This window comes from Candidatus Njordibacter sp. Uisw_039, assembly GCF_047730075.1.
GTDB lineage: Bacteria > Pseudomonadota > Gammaproteobacteria > Pseudomonadales > Balneatricaceae > Njordibacter.
In genome coordinates this window covers 1,253,344-1,275,002 of record NZ_CP159831.1, presented here as the reverse complement: position 1 = coordinate 1,275,002, position 21,659 = coordinate 1,253,344, and the positions used below count along the sequence as shown (strand labels likewise).

General features: G+C 44.9%; 19 protein-coding genes. 11 read left to right on the top strand and 8 right to left on the bottom strand.

Going from position 1 to position 21,659, the window contains the following annotated elements; all coding sequences use genetic code 11:
- Positions 1-24: 24 nt before the first annotated feature.
- Together ABXT70_RS06050 and ABXT70_RS06045 are read right to left on the bottom strand one after the other, a co-directional pair.
- Positions 25-351, bottom strand: a complete 327-nt coding sequence (locus ABXT70_RS06050) for an NIPSNAP family protein (protein WP_443642273.1) — start codon at positions 349-351, stop codon at positions 25-27.
- Between the two features lie 2 nt (positions 352-353).
- Positions 354-1,811, bottom strand: a complete 1,458-nt coding sequence (locus tag ABXT70_RS06045; protein WP_443642272.1) for an NAD-dependent succinate-semialdehyde dehydrogenase — start codon at positions 1,809-1,811, stop codon at positions 354-356.
- Between the two features lie 147 nt (positions 1,812-1,958).
- On the opposite strand from ABXT70_RS06045, the gene ABXT70_RS06040 reads away from it, so the two are divergent.
- The 5 genes from ABXT70_RS06040 (at position 1,959) to ABXT70_RS06020 (ending at position 7,828) form a co-directional block, all read left to right on the top strand.
- Complete coding sequence (locus tag ABXT70_RS06040; RefSeq protein ID WP_443642271.1) at positions 1,959-2,834, top strand: helix-turn-helix domain-containing protein; 876 nt, start codon at positions 1,959-1,961, stop codon at positions 2,832-2,834.
- 196 nt (positions 2,835-3,030) lie between these two features.
- Positions 3,031-4,146, top strand: coding sequence for a Bug family tripartite tricarboxylate transporter substrate binding protein (locus ABXT70_RS06035; RefSeq protein ID WP_443642270.1), 1,116 nt, complete (start codon positions 3,031-3,033; stop codon positions 4,144-4,146).
- Positions 4,147-4,202: 56 nt separating this feature from the next.
- Positions 4,203-4,685, top strand: a complete 483-nt coding sequence (locus ABXT70_RS06030) for a tripartite tricarboxylate transporter TctB family protein (RefSeq protein WP_443642269.1) — start codon at positions 4,203-4,205, stop codon at positions 4,683-4,685.
- Between the two features lie 2 nt (positions 4,686-4,687).
- Entirely contained in the window at positions 4,688-6,190 is a 1,503-nt protein-coding gene (locus tag ABXT70_RS06025; protein ID WP_443642268.1) for a tripartite tricarboxylate transporter permease, read from the top strand.
- A 78-nt stretch (positions 6,191-6,268) separates the two neighbouring features.
- On the top strand, positions 6,269-7,828 hold the full coding sequence (locus ABXT70_RS06020; protein ID WP_443642267.1) for a sulfatase-like hydrolase/transferase: 1,560 nt from the start codon (positions 6,269-6,271) through the stop codon (positions 7,826-7,828).
- 220 nt (positions 7,829-8,048) lie between these two features.
- On the opposite strand, the gene ABXT70_RS06015 is transcribed toward ABXT70_RS06020, so the two are convergent.
- Positions 8,049-8,993: an HpcH/HpaI aldolase/citrate lyase family protein gene (locus ABXT70_RS06015; RefSeq protein ID WP_443642266.1), complete on the bottom strand. Its 945-nt coding sequence runs from the start codon at positions 8,991-8,993 to the stop codon at positions 8,049-8,051.
- Positions 8,994-9,447: 454 nt separating this feature from the next.
- Positions 9,448-10,326 (bottom strand): NAD(P)-dependent oxidoreductase, encoded by an 879-nt coding sequence (locus tag ABXT70_RS06010; protein ID WP_443642265.1) that lies wholly within the window; start codon positions 10,324-10,326, stop codon positions 9,448-9,450.
- Between the two features lie 213 nt (positions 10,327-10,539).
- On the opposite strand from ABXT70_RS06010, the gene ABXT70_RS06005 reads away from it, so the two are divergent.
- The 6 genes from ABXT70_RS06005 to ABXT70_RS05980 all read left to right on the top strand — a co-directional run bounded on the left by ABXT70_RS06005 (position 10,540) and on the right by ABXT70_RS05980 (position 17,884).
- Positions 10,540-12,561, top strand: coding sequence for a hydantoinase/oxoprolinase family protein (locus tag ABXT70_RS06005; protein WP_443642264.1), 2,022 nt, complete (start codon positions 10,540-10,542; stop codon positions 12,559-12,561).
- 3 nt (positions 12,562-12,564) lie between these two features.
- Positions 12,565-13,227, top strand: a complete 663-nt coding sequence (locus tag ABXT70_RS06000; protein ID WP_443642263.1) for a hypothetical protein — start codon at positions 12,565-12,567, stop codon at positions 13,225-13,227.
- A 132-nt stretch (positions 13,228-13,359) separates the two neighbouring features.
- A complete protein-coding gene (locus ABXT70_RS05995; protein WP_443642262.1) occupies positions 13,360-14,088 on the top strand; it encodes a GntR family transcriptional regulator in 729 nt (242 codons plus the stop codon).
- 17 nt (positions 14,089-14,105) lie between these two features.
- Positions 14,106-15,290 (top strand): M24 family metallopeptidase, encoded by a 1,185-nt coding sequence (locus ABXT70_RS05990; protein WP_443642261.1) that lies wholly within the window; start codon positions 14,106-14,108, stop codon positions 15,288-15,290.
- Positions 15,291-15,301: 11 nt separating this feature from the next.
- Positions 15,302-16,333, top strand: a complete 1,032-nt coding sequence (doeB, locus tag ABXT70_RS05985) for a N(2)-acetyl-L-2,4-diaminobutanoate deacetylase DoeB (RefSeq protein WP_443642260.1) — start codon at positions 15,302-15,304, stop codon at positions 16,331-16,333.
- 147 nt (positions 16,334-16,480) lie between these two features.
- Positions 16,481-17,884 carry an aspartate aminotransferase family protein gene (locus tag ABXT70_RS05980; RefSeq protein ID WP_443642259.1) on the top strand — a complete coding sequence of 468 codons (1,404 nt, stop codon included), beginning with the start codon at positions 16,481-16,483 and terminating at the stop codon, positions 17,882-17,884.
- A gap of 10 nt (positions 17,885-17,894) precedes the next feature.
- On the opposite strand, the gene ABXT70_RS05975 is transcribed toward ABXT70_RS05980, so the two are convergent.
- The 4 genes from ABXT70_RS05975 to ABXT70_RS05960 form a co-directional block, all read right to left on the bottom strand.
- On the bottom strand, positions 17,895-18,227 hold the full coding sequence (locus tag ABXT70_RS05975) for a TfoX/Sxy family protein (protein ID WP_443642258.1): 333 nt from the start codon (positions 18,225-18,227) through the stop codon (positions 17,895-17,897).
- An 18-nt stretch (positions 18,228-18,245) separates the two neighbouring features.
- Positions 18,246-18,539: an HlyU family transcriptional regulator gene (locus tag ABXT70_RS05970; protein ID WP_443642257.1), complete on the bottom strand. Its 294-nt coding sequence runs from the start codon at positions 18,537-18,539 to the stop codon at positions 18,246-18,248.
- A gap of 161 nt (positions 18,540-18,700) precedes the next feature.
- Entirely contained in the window at positions 18,701-20,191 is a 1,491-nt protein-coding gene (locus ABXT70_RS05965) for a CoA-acylating methylmalonate-semialdehyde dehydrogenase (protein WP_443642256.1), read from the bottom strand.
- Between the two features lie 104 nt (positions 20,192-20,295).
- Positions 20,296-21,633 carry an aspartate aminotransferase family protein gene (locus ABXT70_RS05960; RefSeq protein WP_443642255.1) on the bottom strand — a complete coding sequence of 446 codons (1,338 nt, stop codon included), beginning with the start codon at positions 21,631-21,633 and terminating at the stop codon, positions 20,296-20,298.
- Positions 21,634-21,659 lie beyond the last annotated feature (26 nt).

Sequence of the window (21,659 nt, the reverse complement as noted above, 5' to 3'; positions counted from 1 at the left end):
TGTTTCTAGAGCTCAATACGGGATCTAGACAAAGTTATCTGGGACCGGTGAAAAAGCTGTTGGTGTGAGTATTTTATTTTCTTGAAGCAGAACTAACGGTCTTATTTTTTTCACATAAGTTTGCCAGGCCTCACTATCTGCTAGTTCTTTACGGCGATCCGTTCTATCTTGAAAATCTTTATAGGCCCAAAGATGTACAATTTGATTTTGCGGTCCCACTTCAACTTGATAGTAGCCAAGCATATTGCCCAAGATTTCTTTTTGAACAGCTAGCCCTCCTTCACGATATAGGGATAAATATTGCGGTACTTTACCTGGGTATAAAGTATAAATTCGTTCTTCAACAATCATGATTATTTCTCCAAGCCAGAAAGGCAAATATATTTTATTGAGGTCCAATCATCGATGCCATACTTGGAGCCTTCTCGTCCTGTACCAGACTCTTTAACACCACCAAAAGGTGCTATTTCTGTGGATATTAAACCGGTGTTTACACCGACAATCCCAACATCAAGCGCTTCTGCTACACGGAATATTTTTCCTACATCCCTGCTGTAGAAATAACCTGCCAATCCATATGGCGTATCGTTTGCTATCGATATGGCTTCGTCTTCAGTTTCAAAGCGCATAATTGCGGCTACAGGGCCAAAAATTTCTTCATGGACAATTGCCATTTCATTTGTGACGTCACATAAGACCGTTGGCTCATAAAATGTTCCCCCAAGCTCATGGCGTTTACCTCCTGTCACTAATGTTGCGCCTTTATCTATTGCATCTTTTACAAGACGCTCAACTTTTTCCATGGCTCTTGATTCAATAAGTGGGCCCTGCGTAACTCCGTCTTCAGTTCCAAGACCAGAGATTAATTTTGCAGCACAATTAGACAAAGCTTCGACAAAACGATCATGAAGTTTTGAATGGACAAGAATTCTATTGGCTGAGATACAGGTTTGCCCAGAATTTCGGTATTTGCAAATTTGTACGCCAAGTAAAGCATCATCAAAATCTGCGTCATCAAAAACAATAAAGGGTGCGTTTCCACCAAGCTCTAAACTGAGTTTAGTAAGATTATCTGCACAAGAGCGCACTAAAAACTTACCAACCAATGTCGATCCCGTAAAACTGATTTTTTTAACAATTGGACTAGAAGTAAGAGCGTTTCCAATTTCTGGGGCATCTTTTCGAGCACCAGTTACAACATTGAATACTCCAGCAGGTACACCAGCTTCTTCAGCCAGTGTGGCAATAGCAAGTGCTGATAGTGGGGTTGTCTCTGCTGGTTTTAAAATCATACAATTACCGGCAGCTAATGCAGGTGCAGCCTTGCGTGTTACCATGGCCGAGGGGAAGTTCCATGGTGTGATACCTGCACAAACGCCGATAGGTTGTTTTATAACTAAAATACGTGAATCTGTTCTGTGAGAAGGAATCGTGTCTCCATAGAGCCGTTTACCTTCACCAGCGAACCAGGACAAAAAACTGGCAGCGTATTCGATTTCTATTCTAGATTCTGCAATAACCTTCCCCTGTTCTAAGGTTAGCAATTGCGATAATTCTTCACTATGCTCGCGCATTTTTTCTGCCCACAGATCCAGTATGTTCCCACGTGCTGCTGCGGTCATTGCTTTCCATTTGGGGTATGCAGATTCAGCAGCTGTTATCGCAGTTTGAACATCTTCATGTCCCATTCGTGGAACGCTAGCTAAGACCTCTTCAGTAGCAGGATTTATAACTTCAAAAGTTTTGCCTGACTTTGAACCAACCCACTTGCCTCCAATAAGACATTCCGTTCGAAGAAGTTTTGGTAACATTTTGAACAACTCCTATTGCTTCTATAGTTTCTTAGCGTTAACTTATTATTAATAACATACGTAAATACTCCCACTCTGGAACTGAAATGTCTTTACCGCCAAGTCTCCACATTTACCAATCTGTCCAATTATGTTAGTGTTTTAAATATGTCAAAAATTTTAGGTTTTTTCACTGGTCGGTTCGGTAAAGTAGTTCTCTTTGATGCGAATGAGCCCGTACATGAGCATGCACACTCGCAGCTTCATGTTTTAATTAAGATTGAAGGGGCTGATAGCTCTTTTGATGTTGGTGGTGAGAAAGTCTTGCTAACGAACGATCAAATGGTACTGCTAAATCCTTGGTCTCCACATGCTAATCCTCGCGATTCAGGTGCAGAGTCAACAATTCTACTCGCTCTTTATCTTGAACCAGTTTGGCTTGGAATGATCGGGCAAAATATGAGTACTGAAAGTGCTAATACACTTTTTTCAGAAAACTTTGGTCAAATGTCTTATGAAGTTAAGCAATCATCTTTTGAAGTAGCAAGGCTAGTACAAGACTCTATAGGGCAAGAAGAAAACTTAGAAGAATTGCTGTTTAACTTAATGCGTGAGATTGTCGTGCAATTTTGTAACCAATCACTCCAGCGACAGTTGCCACATCCCAGTCGGCAAATAGACTATCGTATTCGTGCAGCTGTAAAATATATGAGAGATCACACAAGCAAAGAAGTAAAACTGGATAGTTTAGCTAAACATGTTAGCCTCTCTAGGTCACGTTTTTACGAGCAATTCAAAGCATGTGTTGGTGTTTCCCCTAGAGTCTACTTAGATGCGTTGTGTATTGAAGAGGCCATTCGATTGCTATCAAGTAAGAATAAAACATTAGCAGATATTTCAGAAACCCTCGGCTTCAGTGCACAAGCACACTTCACACGGTTTTTTCGATCAAAAATGGGTGTACCACCAAGTGATATTCGTCGTGTTATTTATGACCTGATGGAATCTAGGATGATTCTGCAGCTCGAAGACAATTTGGCCTGACTGTCTAGTTTAAGCGATCTATCAGATAAACAAACTTACCTTCGATCCGTGGAAAATTAACTGGCTAACAAATTAATCGGACATAAAGGTAAATTATCGGACGTTAGTATATCGACTGCTCGGTTTAGTTAGACAATACTTTAGTTACGGATTTAAGGTCCGGTACTTAAATTATTGAAACCGAGGAGAATAAAAAATGTTAAATATACTAGGGTTCTTTAAACCAAACTCTTTTGTGAACCACCAATCGGCCAGCGCTCGCGAGAATGATTTGGACGGATTCACATCTTCCGATTGCAGCAGTACATTCGGAAGGATAAAAATGCAATACTCAAGAAGGAAGGTACTAATGGTGGCAGCAGTGGCTGCACTATGTGTTCAAGGTCTTGCCACTACAGCTCAAGCACAATATCCTGAGAAGCCAATTTCGATCATTTATCCTTGGTCTCCTGGACAACCATTCGAGGTCGTCTTACGTAAGCTGAGCGAGGAAATGGCCAAAGAACTTGGACAGCCAGTTGTCATTAATACCGTTGCTGGTGCAGGTGGTAAGAAGTCAATGGTCGCAGCCGCCAATGCTAAACCCGACGGCTATACTTTGGTCAATAATTGGGTCGCTCCCCAGATCGCGGGTAAACTATTCGATCCGTCACTACCATATGACAACAATGATTTTACGCCTATTTCTGGAGTCATGGCAATTCCGTTCACAATGACGGTCTCAAAAAGCCATCCCGCTAATACTATGCTTGAATTTATTGATTGGTCAAAGCAAGAAAGCCGCACACTTAACTTCGGCGTTTGCGCACCGCAATCGGTGCCACGTCTTGTAGGTGAACAATTTATGCGCGTAGCTGGACTTAAATTCAATTCTATCCCAAACAGTGGAGGATGCATGAGTGACAACATGACTGGTCTTCTAAATGGTTCACTGGATATATCAGTTGGTATAGTTCCGGCTACTCAGATCATGGAAGGTCAGCTCAAACATTTGGTTCTACTGAGTGATAGCCCCCATCCGCTTGCTCCAGATCTTGCCACAACAAAGGAAGTAGGTCTTGAAATCGGTTGGGGTTCAGCGGTTCTTGGTTGGGGAGGCCTTGCAGCTCCGGCAGGAACTCCCGATGATGTGCTTGTCAAACTTCGAAATTTGGTTGGTCGAATTCTTCAGGACGAAGCCTTTTTGAAAGATCTTGGTCCTCTGCGCAATATGATCGACTATAAAACGCCAGAGGATTTTCAGACTCTCTGGACGGATACTGAAGTGTTACTGAGTCCACACGTAGCCGTACTAAAGAAAGGTAACAATTAAATAGACAAGGTCAGGTGTGTCCGAAAGTTCACATCTGACTATATTGAAGGCACCCTATGACCTTACGACAACGGGAAATAACAGGCGCAATAGCGATAATGGTGATTGTGAGTTTCTACCTTCACCTGACTACCCAGATCGATCTGGCTTTTAGTTCAGAACTAGAAACCATTGCAGGTCCAAGGGCTTATCCGCGTATAATTCTAGTCATTATGGGAGCGCTTTGCGTTTTGCTTTTGATTCAGTCATGGTTTGCGCAACCTAAGGAAACATCAGAAGAGACAGGTGAAAAATCGTTAGTTTCAGTCGTGCTGGCGATCCTAATGCTCTGTATTTTCGCCTCAGCATTCGAACCTGTTGGATATATCTTTACTGTACCTCCTCTGGTATTTGCGGCCGCCCTACTTAACCGCGCTAGAAACTGGAAATCAGCCGCTCTGACTGCATTGATTTCGACAGCTTGCCTACTTATCATTTTTCGTTACGGATTGAATATCGTGCTGCCAGAAGGGCTGCTTGGTATCGATTGGATTTTTTAATAATGGCCGAATTCTTTGACACCATCACGGGCATCCTTGGTTTGTTAACTTGGACCCAGTTATGTTTCCTAATCATCGGTGTAGCAGCAGGTGTTATCGTTGGGGCTCTCCCGGGTGTTGGACCGTTACTTGGCGTTGTGATGGCGATTCCATTTACGTTTTATATGGATCCTATTTCGTCAATGGCGCTTTTGATGGGGATTTATCAGGGAGGCAGCTACGGTGGCGCCTTATCAGCTACGATTATTGGTATTCCCGGAACTCCTATGGCCGCTGCTACATTGCTCGATGGACATCCTATGGCCTTAGGGGGTAGAGCATCTTTTGCGGTTACACTTTCTACAATTGCGTCCTCGTTTGGAGGTGTTCTCAGTGGTATTGTGCTAATCGCTGTTGCGCCAGCTTTAGCCTCCATTGCAATTAAATTCGGGCCATCCGAAGTCGCGGCCTTTGCATTTCTGGGTCTTACTACGATAGGTGCTTTGTCGGGTGGATCTGCAGCTAAAGGATGGCTGATGGGCTTTCTAGGTCTGCTTATCGCATCGGTAGGGCTTGACCCTGTTAGTGGGGCCTCGAGGTTCACCTTTGGATCCGTTTATCTTGGCAGTGGCATCAGCCTGATTCCATTGCTAGTTGGCTTGTTTTCTATCTCAGAAATTTTACGACAGATTGAGAGACCAATGCGTGTGCACGACACTTCGTCTAACGTGTCGGCCTCAATGGAGGCTTTCCGTACAGTTATTACGCGGCCAATAAATTATATACGCAGCAGTTTAATGGGTGTATTCATTGGGATTCTCCCAGGGATAGGTGGTGTAACTGCATCTTTCCTGAGCTACCGTGCAGCAATGGTATTCAAAAAGAAGGGTGATCCCAAATTCGGCAAGGGTAATCCCGATGGGGTGATATCCAGCGAAGCGGCAAATTCCGCTGTTGCCGGCGGTGCTCTGATCCCAATGTTGGCAATGTCGATACCTGGTGACCCCATTGTTGCGGTGCTGATGGGTGGTTTGATGATTCAGGGGATACAGCCAGGGGCAACAATGTTTTTGAACTATCCCGATGTCATTGACGGCATATTCGCAGTGTTCGTTTTGGGAGCTCTATTTATTTTACCTATCGGTCTGTTTTTTGTCCGCATCATTGTTGTTCTGATGCGTTTGCCCCAATGGGCAATCATGAGTGTCGTCCTGATGATTTCGGTCATCGGCACTTACACCGTTGCACGGGAAATCATGGATCTATGGATGTTATTGTTTTTTGGCGTGGCTGGCTATCTTTTGCGAAAAGCGGATTACCCACTCTCGCCAATCGTGGTAGGTTTTGTTTTGGGCCCAATTTTTGAAAATAATTTTCGACGCACAGGCCTCGTCAGCCAGGGTGATATTGTTGGATATGTTGCGGATCGACCAATTACTCTGGCAGTTTTGGTTGTGATTGTGCTCTTCTTAGCTTTTCCTCTTTTTAATGCCCTAAAACGAAAAAAAACCAACATACCAATCTAGAAAGACAGTAAAACTCTGCCTTTCTACCTTTTCGTCTACAATTCTTAAATCACAATTCCAGATAAGAGAAATGCTTTTATGAAAGATCCAGTTCGCAATGTTCTATTTATTATGGTCGACCAATTAAGATGGGATTATCTTAGCTGTACGGGTCATCCATCGCTTAAGACCAAAAATATCGACAAGCTTGCGAGCCGAGGGGTCCTTTTTGATCGAACCTATGTCCAGTCACCTATTTGCGGGCCATCCAGAATGTCGTTCTATACTGGGCGCTATGTTTCATCGCACCGATCTACATGGTTGTTTGTCCCGTTGCCATTAAGCGAACGTACACTTGGAGACTATATGCAGGCTAATGGAAGAGATTTTTCGCTGATTGGAAAAACACATTTTCTTCCTGACCTGAAAAGCATTGAACGTTTGGGGGGGCTGAAAGACCCCGAAAAGGCGCGATACGCAATGGAAGGGGGGTATGAAAATATTGCACGGGACGATGGGCTTTTCGGCAGTGGTCCGATTGATACAAAATATGCTCGCTACCTCCGTGAAATGGGGTACAAAAGCCCAAACCCTTGGCATGATTTTGCGAATTCGGCCGAAGGACCAGATGGCGAAATTCTTTCAGGTTGGCATCTTCGATACGCAACCGAACCCTCACGGGTCAAGGATGAACATAGTGAAACTGCCTATACAACTGATCGGGCTATTGACTTCCTTGAGGACAAAGATGACCAACCCTGGGCTTTGCATCTGAGTTACATTAAACCTCATTGGCCTTATGTAGTTTCGGCACCTTACAATTCGATGTACGGACCTGAAGATATACCTCCGGTTAATAGAGATATCTCCGAATTGGAGAATCCCAATGCTGTTTACAATGCCTTCGTCAATCGCGAAGAAAGCAAAGAGTTTATGCGCGATGAGGTTCGTGAAAAAGTGGTGCCAGTTTATATGGGCCTTATCCAACAACTAGATGATCATTTAGGACGGCTCTTTGACAAACTAGAAGAGTTAGGAAGAATGGATGATACTCTTATCGTCTTTACATCAGATCACGGCGATTATCTTGGCGATCACTGGCTTGGCGATAAGGAACTCTTCCATGACCCATCCGTTCGGGTTTCAACAATCGTATATGATCCGAGACCTGAAGCGGATTTGACTCGCGGGACGCGTAACGAATATCTTGTTGAAAGTATTGATCTTATTCCCACCTTTCTTAGTGCACTACAATTCCCAGAAGAGCAAGAAGCACTTGAAGGACGCTCATTAATTCCCTTACTTCATGGTGAAAAAACTCAATGGAGAGAGCTTGTTTTCAGTGAGCTGGATTATGCATTTCACGCCGATGTACGCTCTGATTTAGGACGATCGGTCAACGAATGTCGAGGCTATATGGCTTTCGATGGACGATGGAAATATGTGTTCTGGGAAGGATTAGATCCGATGCTATTTGATCTTGAATCTGACCCTCAAGAGTTGCTCGATCTAGGGAAATCAGCAGCACATATGGATATCCGGACGCAAATGCGTGATCACCTTTTCCATTGGCTTCGAAACCTCAAGGATCGAATTACTGTGGACAACAAGTTTGTGGAGGATTGGAGGGAAACAAATATAAAAATTGGCCAATGGTAGACATCATGACTGATTAATTCTAACTTTTTTGAGCATAAACTAAAATAATGACATACTAAAGTACAGTGCTCAGTTTTTGTATGATTCGTTAAGTTATGCTAAGTTACTGAAAATCAAAATAGCTTCTTCTAAACTAACTTTACGCTAATTACACCTGATTATCAGTAACTTATGATTTAATAGGGAACTTAAAGTCTAATATTGCCTATGGTTTAGACTCTTACTTGCCTTTGGAGGCAATGATATTTGCAACGTTAACCACGTTCTCTGCCATACGGGCAGAAGCAGCATCAATCATCTTGCCATCAAGTTGGGCTGCACCCTGGCCTTTAGCTTGTGCTTCTGCAAGAGCTGAGATAATACCTTTAGCGCGGTTTAATTCAGCTTCTGGTGGAGAGAATACATCGTTGGCTAGAGCAATTTGAGATGGATGAATAGCCCACTTACCTTCTAAGCCAAGTGCTGCTGCACGCTTTGCTGCCAAAATATATGAATCTGGATCACTAAAATCACCAAATGGACCGTCAATAGCTCGTAAACCATAGGCACGACATGCCACAGTCATACGCGAAAGCGCAGCGTGCCATTGGTCACCTGGGTAATCTGGGTTTAAGCCACCAATAACCACAGTGCGGGCACGGTTGCTTGCTGCATAGTCAGCCACACCAAAATGCATGGCTTCTAAACGTGGGCTAGCTTGCGCAATGGCCTCTACATTTGCCATACCTAAAGCAGTTTCAATTAAAGCTTCCAGGCCGATCTTATGGGTAAATCCTTTAGCCTGTTCAATTTGGTTACACATGGCCTCTACCATGTACAAGTCTGCAGGCACACCAACCTTGGGCACTAGTATGGTGTCTAAATGTTGGCCTGCTTGCTCAACGATTTCCACTACATCACGATACATGTAATGAGTATCTAAGCCATTAATACGAATACAAATGGTTTTGCCTTTAGCTTTCCAGTCAATGTCGTTTAATGCTTCAATAATATTTTTGCGAGCTGCGACTTTGTCTAACGGCGCCACTGCATCTTCTAAGTCTAAAAAGACATAATCCGCAGCGCTATCTGCAGCCTTTTCGATCATGCTTGGGTTAGAACCTGGCACTGCTAGTTCACTACGTTGTAAACGGGTCTTTACTGGCTGATGGTTTGTATGACTCATGATATTACCTACTATTTAAATTGAGAAGCGTCTAGGCTTAATTTGAACAGGGGTCACTATAGCGAGGTTAAGGAAACAAGGTCAATCGCCTAATACCAAGCGTTACCTTACAAATTATAGGGCATGATTAAGCAATATTTCCTAACCTCAGGAAACACTGCTTAATTTAATATATTTTATTGTTTAAATACAAATAATTAGAACGTTTCCTAGCATAAAAAAACGTTTAAAAAATGGTTCACACATAAGCCTGGCTGCTTTACGTGGTGTCACCCAATGCGTCTTAAATGTCGCTCTTTGAACAATGCCTCAGCAGGGAGGATGGGCCATCAATAGTCCCTATTAAGAAACTTTTTTCCTATACTCCGTGGACTTTTCCCAGACAACCCATTTTCCCATCAACAAATCCATGGCGGCTAACTCTACTAAACACCACATAGTTAGAGAGGCAGGCTTAAAGTTTATCTTTTCTGGGCAAACGGCGCAGTAGGCTAGAGGTATCCCAGCGGTTGCCACCGTGGGCTTGAACTTGCTCATAAAAACCGTCAACCATTTGCGTCACAGGCAATTCTGAACCATTATTTTGTGCTTCATTTAAACAAATGGCCAAATCCTTACGCATCCAGTCTACGGCAAAGCCAAATTCAAACTCATCGTCCACCATGGTGTTACCACGGTTATGCATTTGCCATGAGCCTGCTGCACCCGCACTGATTGCTCCAAGCGCTTGCTTGGCATCTAAGCCAGCGTTAATAGCAAAGGCTACACCCTCTGCAAGCCCCTGCACTAAGCCGGCGATACAAATTTGATTCACCATCTTAGTGAGTTGCCCATTACCAACGGGACCTAAGTGAGTCGTAGTTTTTGCGTAGGCCTGCATAATGGGTTCAGCTCTGAGGTAATCTTCCACGCTGCCACCACACATAATAGCCAAGGCGCCATTTTCTGCCCCGGCCTGACCACCTGATACGGGTGCATCAATAAAACCAACCCCTTGCTGACCAGCAATGACTGCAATTTCACGGGCCACTTGAGCGGATGCCGTGGTATGGTCTATCAAAGTCGAACCTGCTGCCATACCTGCTAAAACTCCTTGATCACCATAACAAACACTGCGTAAATCGTCGTCATTGCCAACACAGATGCATACAAAATCAGCTGTTAGAGCCGCTTCTGATGGAGATATAGCCACGTGTCCTCCATGGGCACCTTGCCACGCCTCAGCCTTTGCCATGGTACGGTTATACACATAAACCTGGTGGCCCTGTGATGCTAAATGTCCTGCCATGGGGTAACCCATTACGCCCAAACCAATAAATGCAATTTTGCTCATTTCGAGCTCCCTTTTATAAACCAATCAGATGCCATTAAAGGCTATACCGAGTTCTAAAACAAGCCTAAAAAGTAACTTCCCGTTAGCCATTACAATGACGCTTTTAAACCCACCTATGCCGCTCCATTTAGGGCACCTAAAATGGGCTTGCGTTAGTCTTTTACACAGGGCAAAATGCCGCCAATAATATACATTTTTGAGAGTTTACTTATCATGTCCCTACGCCTAGGCATCGACACTGGTGGCACCTATACAGATGCTGTCATCATCAATGAGAACAATCAGGTGCTGGTGGCGGTTAAAAGCCTAACTACACGACATAACTTGGCCATTGGTATCGGCGAATCTATTGGTAAAGTAGATGCTGAATTGTTGACGGACATAGAAATGGTGTCCTTATCGACCACCCTCACCACCAATGCGGTAGTTGAAGGTAACGGTGCCCCAGTCTGTGCGCTGGTGGCAGGCCTAAGTGAAACTCAAGTCAGCAAGAGTGGTCTGGGTGAGATAATAGATGACAACTTAATTATTCGTCTAGCAGGCGGCCATGACGCCTCTGGCAGGCAAGTAGAGCCATTGGATGTTGAAGCCGCCACGGTGGCCATTTTAGCCAACAAAGATAAGGTCTCTGCTTTTTCAGTTTCCGCTCAGTTTGGTGTACGTAACCCAAGCCACGAAATTAAATTACAAAATTTAGTCACAGAACTTACACAAATGCCTGTCACCTGTGGTCATGAACTCGCTACTAGCCTAGGCGCACCACGCCGGGCCCTAACGGCTACACTTAACGCGCGCATGATTCCGTTTATTCAAGATTTAATCCAAGCCGTACAAAATATTTTGCAACAACTTAACATTCAAGCCCCCTTGATGATTGTTAAGGGTGACGGTTCCATTGTTAACGCCGAAACTGCCCTTGTTCACCCTGTAACCACTATATTATCTGGTCCTGCAGCCAGTGTAATAGGTGCCTGTGCCTTATCTGGCAGCCGCAACGCCATTATTGCCGACATGGGTGGCACCACCACAGATATTGCTATTGTTACCGATGGCCAACCTGAGCTCGCCAGCGAAGGTGCCCGAGTTGGTGATTGGCAGCCCATGGTAGAGACCGTTAAAGTGTACTCCATAGGTTTAGGCGGAGACAGTGAAGTACGTTTTTATGGTGGTAGTATCGCCTTAGGCCCAAGACGTGTGGTGCCTATGAGCTTATTAGCTCAGCAATACCCCGAAGTGCTAAAGCGCATGCAGGCCCACTTGGACGATACACCTACCCCAAGGCATAATCGTTTTGTCACGCGCTTAGAGCGTAACCAAGCACTGATAAATCAGCTCACCCCTATTGAGCACCAAGCATGGGAAATGCTTGAACATGGCCCTGTAGAAATGGAAACCTTGGTTTTTAAAAACCAAGATTTAGCTAAAGCTATGGCACGGCTAGAGCGAAGAGGCATGGCTATATATTCTGGCTTCACACCGTCTGATGCGGCTCACGTATTAGGCAATAGTAGCCACTGGAGTGTGGAAGGTGCCAAGCTCGCAGCGCAAATTTGGGCACGCCAAACGCGCTTCCTTTATGGCTTAGGCTCTTGCGAAAAAGGCAATGCTGTAGAACCTGCACGCAGGGTATTCACTTTGATGAATGACGCCATTTGCCAAACCTTGCTGGAGGCGGGTTTACACCAAGAAAATCTCCTTAATGAAGCGCGCTCTCGCAATTTGGCAGAGTTAATGGGCAAGCTCATCTTGAAAAATGGTGATAAAGACGATGATAATGCATTGTTTGGCATTAACTTTGGCAAAAGCCACCCCATAGTGGCAGTAGGTGCACCTGCCGAAACCTATTACCCACAAGCGGCAAAGAGCCTTAATGTGGATCTTATATTACCTCAGTACGGCCATGTGGCAAATGCTGTCGGTGCAGTTATGGGCAGCGTAGTGCAGCGTTCAGAAATTGTTATTACTCAACCGACTCAAGGTATTTTCCGCATCTTTCACGGCGCAACACCGTTTGATTGCATAGACTTAATAGATGCGTTCAGTCAAGCTGAAACCATCGTTAAACAACAGGCCTACACCCTAGCTAAATCTGCAGGAGCTGCTGAAGTGGACATTCGGATCCGTCATAACAATAAACACGTTATTTCTGAGCTAGATGGTGAATTATTTGTAGAAGCTAAAATCAGTGCAATTGCCACGGGCAAACCTGTCTTAGACCTAAACGTAAATGCCTAGGTGATGACAAATGCCACATTAGAAGAGCAATTACAAAACCATGGATTGAAACTGCTTAGTGTTATTCAACAAGGTTCAATGCTCACGAGTGGTCAAAGCTTAGTATTAATAGGCAACAGCAGCAAAGGTATGTGGCCTGCGTTTAGCCAGAGTGAGGAATATAAATTAGGGAAAAGCAATCCCTTGGATCGCTGGAGTAAGCGCCTCGGTCAACAACTGGCAAATCAATACGGTGGCCGTGCTATTTATCCTTTTACTGGGCCACCCTATCAACCGTTTTTGAGTTGGGCACAGCATAATGGTGATAGTTTTCAAAGCCCACTTGGATTGCATATACACCACCAGTATGGTCTCTGGCACGGGTATCGATTTGGTCTCATCCTTGATCAGCACCACCTACGCAAATCTAATTTCGACCAACCCAAAGTAACTCATCATCCATGCCCCACCTGTATACAACCCTGCATGCAGGCTTGCCCCGTAAACGCCTTTACCTCCAATGGTTATGATGTCGTAGCTTGTCGCACTTATGTTCAACAAAACCCTCAAACTTCTTGCGCTCAAAATGGATGCGCAGCACGCTTGGCCTGCCCAGTCGGTCCAACTGCTGGTTATATTCCTGAACAGCACCAATACCACATGGCTGTTTTTGCTCGCCAAGTTTAAAAAACCTAATTTATCTATGTATACAAAAATATCAATTTATTTATTTATTGGTTAAATAACTGATAAAAATAAATACTTGTATACAAGTAATAATTTAGCTAGTCTTAATCATCACTCTATAGTCGATACCTAATGATGCTCGCTACATCCCCACTACCACCAGTTTCACTGAGCTCTATTGGGGCTAATCCACGGTTATCTAACGAACACATTTTACAACATTTACGACGCCGAATTTGTACCCTACAACTTGCACCTGGTCTGCGATTGTCTGAGGTGAAATTAGCACAGGATTATTACGTTAGCCGCACTCCCATACGGTGGGTATTAAATCGTTTAGAAATGGAGGGTTTGGTTAATACACGCCATGGCGCAGGCAGCTACGTGACCGATGTGAATTGGCAGAAATTGCGCTCGATTTACCATTTACGCATTGATTTATATGACACGGTGATTCGACTAAACCACTATTCTATCATTGACAACGATGTAGCCTGGTTACAGCGTTTTCAAAGCCGAGTTGAGTCCAGCCAATGGACTAACCAAAGCTTATCAGAAGCAATCATGGACCTGTTCGAGTTTAGCAGCACCTTGATCGACGACCCTCATTTGACCCAATTTTCCAACCAACTCTATTTTAACACCACCCGATTTTGGTGGTTATTACATTCAAGCAAAGATGCCTTACATATAGAACAGCAGAGCTTAGAAACAGAACTTACTCAACTCATCAAGGCACTAAATCTTGGCCAAATTGATGTCTATTTTGCGATTAGAAAAAGTTACCTAATGGCTAATTATCGCAAGCTTAAACAGCTTTACCAAGATAATTGGGGATTTGATAAAAGCGCCACCTACTAATTTGATGGAAATGTTAGATGAATGATCTGACCTTGAATTTTAGTCGTGATGAATATGCCCAACGCTTAGCAAAAGTGCGTCAAAGCATGGCTGAACAGGGTATTGACACCTTACTAAGCCATGATCCATCCAATATTTCTTGGCTTACAGGTTATGATGGTTGGTCATTTTACACCCCACAATGTGTCATTGTTGGCCCCATCGGTGAACCCGTTTGGTATGGTCGCGGCATTGATGCCAACGGTGCACGGTGCACGGTGTATATGGATGAAGAGCAAATCAGTGGTTTTGGTGATCATTATGTGATGAACCCACCTCATCACGCTATGGATTATCTCAGTGCAACAGTACTGCCAGAACGGGGTTGGGGCACAGGTACCATAGGCGTGGAAATGGACAACTATTATTACACTGCCCAAGGTCATGCCGCTTTAGTGAAGGGTTTACCTCAAGCTAAACTAGTGGATGCGACGGGATTGGTAAACTGGTGCCGTAAAACAAAATCGCCACTAGAAATTGAGTATATGCGTATTGCAGGCCGCATCGTCAGTAAAATGCACCACACTATTCGTGAAAAAATTGTCGTAGGTTTGCCAAAACATCTGCTAGTGGCAGAAATTTATCATGCTGGCATCAGTGGTGTAGATGGTTTAGCTGGCGATTATCCAGCCATAGTACCTATGCTGCCTTCTGGTGCTGATGCTTCGGCTCCTCATTTGACATGGGATGCACGCCCCATGAAGTCTGGCGAGGCTACTTTTTTTGAAATCGCCGGTTGTTATAAACGTTATCATTGTCCCTTGTCTAGAACTGTTTATTTAGGCACACCAGATGCTACCTACATGAAAGCCGAAGAAGCAGTGCTTGAGGGCCTAGAAATCGGGCTTTCTATTGCCAAACCTGGTGTACGTTTCGGAGACATTGCCGCTAGCCTAAGGCAAACCTTGTCCACACACGGGTTCGATCGTGGCGATGCTCGTTGCGGCTATCCTATTGGCCTAAGCTATCCACCAGATTGGGGCGAGCGCACCTATAGCCTGCGGCCCAGTGACGACACACTACTGGAAGCCGGCATGACCTTTCACTTTATGCCCGGCCTTTGGATGGACACTTGGGGTATGGAGACCACCGAATCTGTACTGGTTACGGCTACCGGTTGTGAGCCACTGGCCAATGTCAGCAGAGCAACTTTTATTAAATAATGTGAGTCGTTATGAGTTCTGACCAATTACCTAACAGCAGCATTAGCGCCACTATCGACTTTAATGCCGATGGTGTACAACACGGTTTCTTGCAACTGCCCTATTCCAGTGATCGCTCTGCTTGGGGCAGTATTATGATTCCAATTTGTCAAATAAAGCATGGTCATGGGCCCACTGCGTTGCTCACTGGCGGCAACCATGGTGACGAGTATGAAGGCCCCACAAGCCTACTTAAGTTAGCCAACTGGCTTGACGAAACCCAGGTACAAGGCCGTGTCATCATTGTGCCCATGATGAACCAACCTGCTTTTGAAGCCGGCAGTCGTACATCACCTATTGATGCTGGCAATATGAACCGCGCTTTTCCAGGTCACCCTTGCGGTACCCTGACCGAACGCATTGCTGACTACTTTAATCGTATTTTGGTACCTATGTGTGATTATGCGCTAGACATCCATTCTGGTGGTAAAACTTTGGACCTTGTCCCCTTTGCTGCCGCCCATCGTTTAGAGAATAAAACCCAAGAACAAACCTGTATCAATGGTGCTTTATTATTTGGCGCGCCTTATACCCTGTTAATGGTAGACATCGACGCTACCCAACTCTATGACACCGCCGTTGAAAGCCAAGGTAAAGTATTTGTTACAACGGAGTTGCGAGGTGGCGGCACCACCACTCCATGCTCGATGGCCATTGCCGACCGGGGGCTACAAAACTTCCTTAAGTTTACCGGCATCATTGCTGGCGAGCCTGATCTACCCCAAGCAACAAAGCTATTAGAAATGAAAGGCGCATCCTGTTATCACGTTAGCCAAGACCAAGGTGTATTGGAACTTATGGTGGCCATTGGCGAGCACGTTAAGCATGGTGATTTACTCGCCAGCGTACATAACCGTCATCGCACGGGCGCCCCTGCTAGCCACTACTACGCTGAAATGAGCGGCATAGTTCTTGGTCGTCGACATGCTCCCCTGACAGAAATTGGTGACGTTATTATGGTACTAGCAAGTGTGCTTGGTGGTGCCAAGGACTACCAGCCATGACACCAGTCTGTGCAGTTGGCATTGAGCATGCAGTAACAACTAACAAACCAGCATTTATGGTTTAACTGGAACAGACGCACAAGACAACGCTAATAAGTGTTTCGCAGCCCAGTGTGTAGGACCATATCAACCCTATAGGAGTTTTCCATGAGTATCGATACCCAAGCCCTACTGGCAAGTGATCGTAAAAACGTATTCCACGCCTCAACCCACCTCAAACAATATGCCGATGGTGATTTAGCTGGCCGCATTATTACCGGTGGTAACGGCATTCGCATACGCGATTCTGAGGGTGTAGAACTGATCGACGCCTTTGCAGGGCTGTATTGTGTAAACATCGGCTATGGCCGTCAAGAAATGGCCGAGGCCATTTATGAACAAGCAAAACAACTGGCCTATTACCACACTTATGTAGGCCACACCAACGAGGCCCTTGTTGAGTTGTCGGAACGTATCATTCAATTATGCCCGCCGGGCATGAGCAAAGTGTATTACGGCATGTCCGGCAGTGATGCCAACGAAACTCAAATGAAGCTCGTTTGGTACTACAATAACGTCCGTGGTTTAACCGATAAAAAGAAAATAATTAGTCGCGACCGTGGCTACCATGGCTCTACCATTGCTTCTGGCTCACTCACTGGCTTACCGTTATTTCATAACTATTTTGACCTACCATTAGACCGAGTAAAACACACGTTAGCGCCTCATTATTACCGCCGTGAAGACAGCAATATGACAGAATTGGAATTCTCTCAACACTGTGCCAATGAGTTAGAAAAGATGATTCTAGAAGAAGGCCCAGACACGGTGGCGGCGATGATTGCTGAGCCAGTGTTGGGCACCGGCGGTATCATCCCACCACCAAAAGGTTACTGGAACGCGATTCGTAAAGTGCTTGATCAATACGATGTGCTGCTCATTGCCGATGAAGTTGTATGTGGTTTTGGCCGATTGGGTGAAAACTTTGGTTCCATTTTATATGATATGAAACCTGACTTGATAACCGTAGCCAAAGGTCTTACATCGGCCTACCAGCCTCTTTCGGGGGTTATTGTGGGAGACAAGGTGTGGCAAGTATTAGAGCAAGGCACAGACCAGTGGGGAGCCATCGGCCATGGTTACACCTATTCTGGTCATCCCATCGGCGCAGCTGCTGCCTTGTGTAACTTAAACATTATTGAACGCGAAAATCTCACTGCTAATGCCAAAACTACGGGTGACTATATGCAACAACGAATGGCCCAAACCTTTGCAGATCATCCACTGGTAGGAGAAAGTCGCGGTGTGGGAATGCTCCACGCATTAGAATTTGCAGCCAATAAACAACAGCGTAAAGGGTTTGATGCCAACCTAAAAGTTGGCCCACAAATTTCAGCTGCATGTATGGCTGAAGGCATGATTGCAAGGGCCATGCCCCATGGAGATATCTTAGGATTTGCCCCTCCTTTGATCGCAACGCCAGATGACGTTGACGGCATGGTTGAACGAGCTCATGGAGCTGTTAACAAAGTGATGAATCAGCTCATCCGTAGTGGTGATTGGAAGGGTTAACAAATATACGCTAGTGTTTTGGCAACAAAGCACTAGCAAATTGTTCGCCGCGCTCAAGCCATTGGGCCAAATCTTCGTCCTCAGCAAGCCCGTGGGCATCCACCATAACCCAACCTTTCATAGGTCGGCCAGTAAAATTAAACTCCTGTGTATGTGGCAGAGCTAACGCATGAGCATAGCAGGGAGGGCCCACCCTTACTACCATGCCTTCACCCATAATACCCACACACATGTTACCAGAGATCATAAAACCCAAACCACCGAACATCTTCTTCTCTGTGGCATAAGGGTTGTCAGCCAACAGTTCCCTAACACGTTGCGCTAAACCTTGGTCAAAAGCCATTAAATGCCCTTGTTGGAACTATGATTTAAATATGCTATCGCCAAGTTGATCAATGCACTGTTTAGCTTTGAATAAACTTAACTCGTGACAACCTTCGATGCTGTGTGACTGATCAGCACGAATAAAGTGATGCTCTTTACCGTCATTACGAATCCACCCCTGCACTCGAAAACTGCCACCTTCTTTTAACGGCTGGGTTTCAATACTAAAACCTTTATGTTCGTGATGCTGGCTGTCCCTAGCGCCTTTTTTGTCAGAGCCTTCTTCGGTTGGCCGAAAGAGGAATTCTTTAATATTAGATAATAAACCCATGACTTAAATCGCCTGCACGTAAATAATGATGAGCATATGATTTTAAAGTAAACCACGACATAATTTAAGTCATGGATATAAATAAAGCCACTTTGCGTAAAATTGATTATAAAAAAGCCCAGCAAGTGCCAGGCTTTATAGGTTTTGCTTAAAACTTTAGATCAAGAAGGAAACGCGAACTGCTTACCTTCACGGACACCACTAGAAGGCCAGCGTTGAGTTACCGTCTTACGTCGAGTGTAGAAACGAATGGCATCAGGGCCATGAGCACCTAAATCACCGAACAAAGAACGCTTCCAACCACCAAAGCTATGATAAGCAACGGGCACGGGTAGTGGTACGTTAATACCCACCATACCTACTTTAATATTGTCAGTGAAATAACGCGCTGCTTCGCCATCACGGGTAAATATGCAGGTACCATTACCAAATTCGTGATCATCAATCAGCTGCATGGCTTCTTGCATAGTATCAACACGGACAACGCATAACACAGGGCCGAATATTTCTTCTCGATAAACCACCATGTCTTTGGTGACCTTGTCGAACAAACAACCCCCTACAAAGAAGCCGTTTTCATGTCCGTCAACAACTAATCCGCGGCCATCCACGACGAGATCTGCTCCTTGCTCAACACCTTGACCTACGAGACTACGCACACGCTCTTGGGCTGCGGCAGTAATCAATGGCCCCATTTCGTTGCTAACATCGGTACCATTGCCTACCCGTAGCGCTTCTACTTGAGGTTTTAGTTTGGCCACCAATTCGTCAGCAGCTGCATCACCTACACAAACAGCTACAGAGATAGCCATGCAACGTTCGCCACAAGAGCCATAAGCAGCGCCCATGAGTGCGTTTACTGCATTATCCATATCTGCATCAGGCATTATGATAGCGTGGTTCTTAGCGCCTCCTAAGGCTTGCACACGTTTGCCATTGGCAGTGCCTGTGGCATAAATATATTCAGCGATGGGCGTAGAGCCTACAAAGCTCACCGCCTGTACACGAGAATCTTCAAGAATTGTGTCCACGGCAATCTTGTCACCGTTAACAATGTTAAACACGCCATCTGGCAAACCTGCTTCTTTAAGCAACTGACCAATAAGTAGAGGCGCACTTGGATCCCGTTCAGACGGCTTAAGTATGAACGTATTACCACAAGCTATGGCCATTGGGAACATCCACATAGGCACCATGGCTGGGAAATTAAACGGCGTAATGCCAGCAACCACACCTAAGGGTTGGAATTCAGACCAGCTATCAATCGCTGGGCCAACGTTTTTGCTGTGTTCGCCTTTTAACAATGTAGGTGCACCACAGGCATATTCCACTACTTCAATGCCACGAATGAGCTCACCAGACGCATCGTCTAGCACTTTACCGTGTTCGTTAGTGAGGGCTGCACATATTTTGTCAGAATTTTCTTCGAGCAGTTGCTTAAAGCGGAACATCACCCGAGCACGTTTTTGCGGTGGAGTATTTCGCCAGGCTGGAAAAGCTGCCTGTGCTGCAGCAATAGCATCTTCTACAGTGCTTTTGCTGGCTAAGGCGACTTGACGCACAACCTTACCAGTAGCTGGGTTAAATACGTCTTGTACACGCTGAGTATCAGCAACAATTACGCCATTAATAAAATGTCCTACAACTTGCATTTTGTTTCCTCACTGTCCAAATTTAGGACTTAATTGGTTATATGGTGAAATATAGTACACTTGCAATATCAAAAGCACTATTGGCTAAATATCTAACTGGGGGGTTAGTCCAAACTTTGAATGGCATCACCTAAAGCATTTATTAAACGAGTAATATCTTCTTTTTCACTCACAAAATTTGGCCCTAACTGAATAGTATCACCACCATAACGCACATAAAAACCAAGATCCCACGCCTTCATTGCAATTTCGTAGGGACGTCTGGCAGGCTCGCCTGGATAGGATTCTATGGTTAAAGCCCCTGCTAAACCATAATTGCGAATGTCACTAACATAGTTTAAGCCTTTCAAGCTATGAATAGCCTCTTCAAAATGAGGAGCAAGGTCTGCCGCGCGCTGGGCCAATTGGTCATTCTCGAATATATCCATAGCGGCTAAACCAGCAGCACATGCTATAGGATGCCCAGAATAGGTATAACCGTGGGGGAATTCCACCATGTACTCCGGCCCCCCGGCATCCATAAATGTTTGGTATATCTCACTTTTTGCAACCACAGCACCCATTGGAATTGTGCCGTTAGTTAATGCTTTAGCAAGGTTCATTATGTCAGGGATCACACCAAATGCATCGGCACCAAAAGCTGCACCTGCACGACCAAAGCCAGTAATTACTTCATCAAAAATCAACAATATATTGTGGTCATCACAGATTTTACGTAAGCGCTGTAAATAACCCTGAGGTGGCACAACAACACCAGCTGAACCTGCAAAAGGCTCAACAATAACAGCGGCAATATTTGATGCGTCATGCAACGCAATTTGTTCTAACAAATGGTCAGCGAGTTCAACGCCGTGTTCTGGCAAGCCTTTACTGAAAGCATTTTGAGGTAACAAAGTATGGGGTAAATGACCAGCTTCTATGCCAGTGCCATACATCTTACGATTAGCAGCTATGCCTCCAACACTTATGCCACCATAGTTTACTCCATGATAACCCTTACTGCGCCCAATTAGTTTAGTTTTGCTGGGCTGACCACATTGACGCCAATAAGCGCGGGCCATTTTTAATGAGGTGTCAGCAGATTCTGAACCAGAATTAGTAAAGAACACGTAATCTAAACCTTCTGGTGTCATTTTGGCTAATCGGTCTGCCAATTCAAAGGCCTTTGGATGACCGTACTGAAAGGCTGGAGCATAGTCCATGGTTTTCATTTGTTGATGCACAGCTTCTGTAATTTCTGGTCGATTATGACCAAAACCACAACACCATAAGCCTGAAAGGCCATCATAAATACGACGGCCATCCGCAGTAATATAATGGCTTTGTTCAGCCGACACGATCATACGTGGCTTTTCTTTAAACTGACGGTTAGCGGTAAACGGCATCCAATAGGCTTCGAGCTGTTCGCGGCTCAAATCCCCAGTCAATGATTCAAAACTCATGGGTGAAACTCCATCGTTAATATTAA